This window comes from Sphingomonas bacterium (assembly GCF_903644055.1).
GTDB lineage: Bacteria > Pseudomonadota > Alphaproteobacteria > Sphingomonadales > Sphingomonadaceae > Sphingomonas_I.
The window spans coordinates 1-2,618 of record NZ_CAHJXD010000170.1; the positions used below are offsets into that span (position 1 = coordinate 1).

Consider the following 2,618-nt stretch of genomic DNA (forward strand, 5'->3'; position numbering starts at 1 on the left):
CCCGGCCTTGAGCCGGGGTCCCGCTTCTTCTTGAGCGTCGGCAGGCAGCGGGACCCCGGCTCAAGGCCGGGGTGACGCTTCAAATAAACAGGACAGCCTCCAGCGCATCGCCCGCGCCCGCTATCCACAGTTTTCCGAAGCGCCCCTCACGAACCTTGGCCGCGGCATCTGGTATCCCGTGCCCGGATCGGGCTAATCACCCCGCATGTGGCAGCTCTATCAATTTCCGCTCTGCCCCTTTTCCCGCAAGGTCCGCCTGCTGTTGGGCGAAAAGGGCGAGGGATATGAGCTCGTCCGTGAAAGCCCCTGGGAGCAGCGCGACGAATTCATCGACATGAACCCCGCCGGCCAGACGCCGGTGCTGGTCGATAGTGTCGTCGGGCTGGTGCTGATCGGGTCCCCGGCGATCTGCGATTATCTGGAAGAGACGATCGAGCGCGCGACGATGCTGCCGGGCACCGCCGCGCACCGTGCCGAGATCCGCCGCCTCGCCGCCTGGTTCGATCAGAAATTCTACGACGAGGTCGTTCGCCCGCTGATGTTCGAGCGGATGGAGAAGCGGCTCGTCCACCGCATCTCCCCCGATGCCGGCGCGCTGCGCGAAGCGATGCGGCTCGCCAACAGCCATCTCGATTATGTCGATTGGCTGCTCGATCACCGCCGCTGGATGGCGGGGCCGCTGTTCAGCCTCGCCGATCTCGCCGCCGCCGCGCACATTTCGGTCGCCGATTATCTCGGCGGGATCGACTGGCGCGGTCACGATCGCACGCGGCACTGGTATGCGGGGATGAAGAGCCGCCCCAGCTTCCGGCCGTTGCTTTCGGAACGGATGGAGGTGGTCGGCCCGCCCGATCATTACGACAAGGTCGATTTCTGATCGCCCGATACGCCCCCATCCGGCGCGCGGTCCGGCCGCGACCGTATCACTTGAACAGCACAGCGGTTGCGTCCATCTTGGAACCGCTTCCGGTGGAGACGAACTTTGGCGACGACCGCGACTGATACGGCGACCGAGACGGACCTCGTGCTGACCCCGCCGGCGCCGGTGCAGGCGGTGGCACCCACCCGCGCGGCGGGGCTCGTGCCGCTCAAGCAGGATCAGCAGACCCAGCTCGACGCCAAGGCCGAGGGCTTCGTCGAGGAGCTTGCCGCGCTCGACGCCAACAGCCCCGAGTTCGGCAAGAAGGTCGATCAGATCACCAACATGGGGCGGCGCGAGATCGCCGAGGCGGCGGGGCACTCCAATCGCTTCCTCGATCGCCCGGTGCGCGCGATGCAGGAAGGCGGGGTCGGCAAGGATCTCGCCGAGCTCAGGCGCACCGTCGAGGATCTCGATCCCGGCAAGCGCGGCAACCTCACCGCGCCGAAGAAGCTCTTCGGGATCATCCCCTTCGGCAACAAGCTGCGCAATTATTTCGACGGCTACAAATCCGCGCAGACGCACATCTCGGGCATCCTGGGCAGCCTTGCCAACGGCAAGGACGAGCTGACCAAGGACAATGCCGCGATCGATGTCGAGCGGCAGGCCTTGTGGGGCGCGATGGGGCGGCTGGAGCAGATGATCCACGTCTCTAAAGCGCTCGACGCCAGGCTCGAGGGCAAGGCGCTGGAGCTGGAGGGCGGCGATCCCGCCAAGGCCAAGGCGATCCGCGAGACCGCGCTCTTCTACGTCCGCCAGCGCACGCAGGATCTGCTCACGCAGATGGCGGTGACGGTGCAGGGCTATCTCGCGCTCGATCTCGTCAAGAAGAACAATGTCGAGCTGGTGAAGGGCGTCGATCGCGCGTCGACCACCACGGTGGCGGCGCTGCGCACCGCGGTGACGGTGGCGCAGGCGCTGACCAATCAGAAGCTCGTGCTCGATCAGATCACCGCGCTCAACACGACCACCGCCAACATCATCGATTCGACGGGCAATCTGCTTCGCACCCAGACCGCGCAGATCCACCAGCAGGCGGCGTCCGCGACGATCCCGCTGGAGACGCTGAAGCGCGCCTTCCAGAATATCTACGATACGATGGACGCGGTCGACAAATTCAAGCTGGAGGCGCTCGATTCGATGAAGACGACGGTCAATAGCCTGTCGTCCGAGGTCGAGAAGTCGAAGGGCTATATCGCGCGCGCCGAGGGCGCCAACCAGGCGCGGCTGACGTCGGGCGGCGCCGCCACGCCCACCCCCGAAGATCCGTTCAAGCCGGTCTGATGGCCAACAGCGATCGCGTCATCGCCGATGCCGAGGCGTTGCTCCAGCGCGTCTCGCCCGAAGGCCGCCGCCTCGCGCAGCGCGCGCGCCAGCGCCGCTATCAGGCGGGCAAGCGCACCGCCAAGCGGCTGCTGCTCGCCACGCTCGCGCTGTTCGCCGCCATCTTCGCGTGGGGGATCGCGATCGGGCCGATCGGGATGATGGGCTTTCTGGCGGCGATGGTCGCGCTGGCGATCGCCTGGGCGGTGATCCTGTTCGCCGGCCACACCCCCGACGAGACGCCCGAGCGGCTGGTGCAGAGCGACCTCCCGCAACTGCCCGCGCGCACCGAGGCGTGGCTCCAGACGCAGCGCCCCGCGCTGCCCGCGCCCGCCGCGCGGCTGGTCGACGGCATCGGGCTGCGGCTCGAGGCGCT

At 67.3% G+C, this 2,618-nt stretch carries 2 protein-coding genes and 1 pseudogene; all 3 read left to right on the plus strand.

The window, feature by feature from the left end; genetic code table 11:
- The first annotated feature begins 205 nt into the window (after window positions 1-205).
- Complete coding sequence (locus HUU94_RS07340; RefSeq protein WP_174274440.1) at window positions 206-877, plus strand: glutathione S-transferase family protein; 672 nt, start codon at window positions 206-208, stop codon at window positions 875-877.
- 105 nt (window positions 878-982) lie between these two features.
- The gene (locus HUU94_RS07345; RefSeq protein ID WP_174274441.1) at window positions 983-2,203 is read left to right on the plus strand and encodes a toxic anion resistance protein; all 1,221 of its coding nucleotides are present in this window, start codon (window positions 983-985) and stop codon (window positions 2,201-2,203) included.
- A pseudogene (locus tag HUU94_RS07350) lies at window positions 2,203-2,618 on the plus strand (hypothetical protein); the annotation flags it as partial. The gene HUU94_RS07345 and the pseudogene HUU94_RS07350, both read left to right, overlap by 1 nt.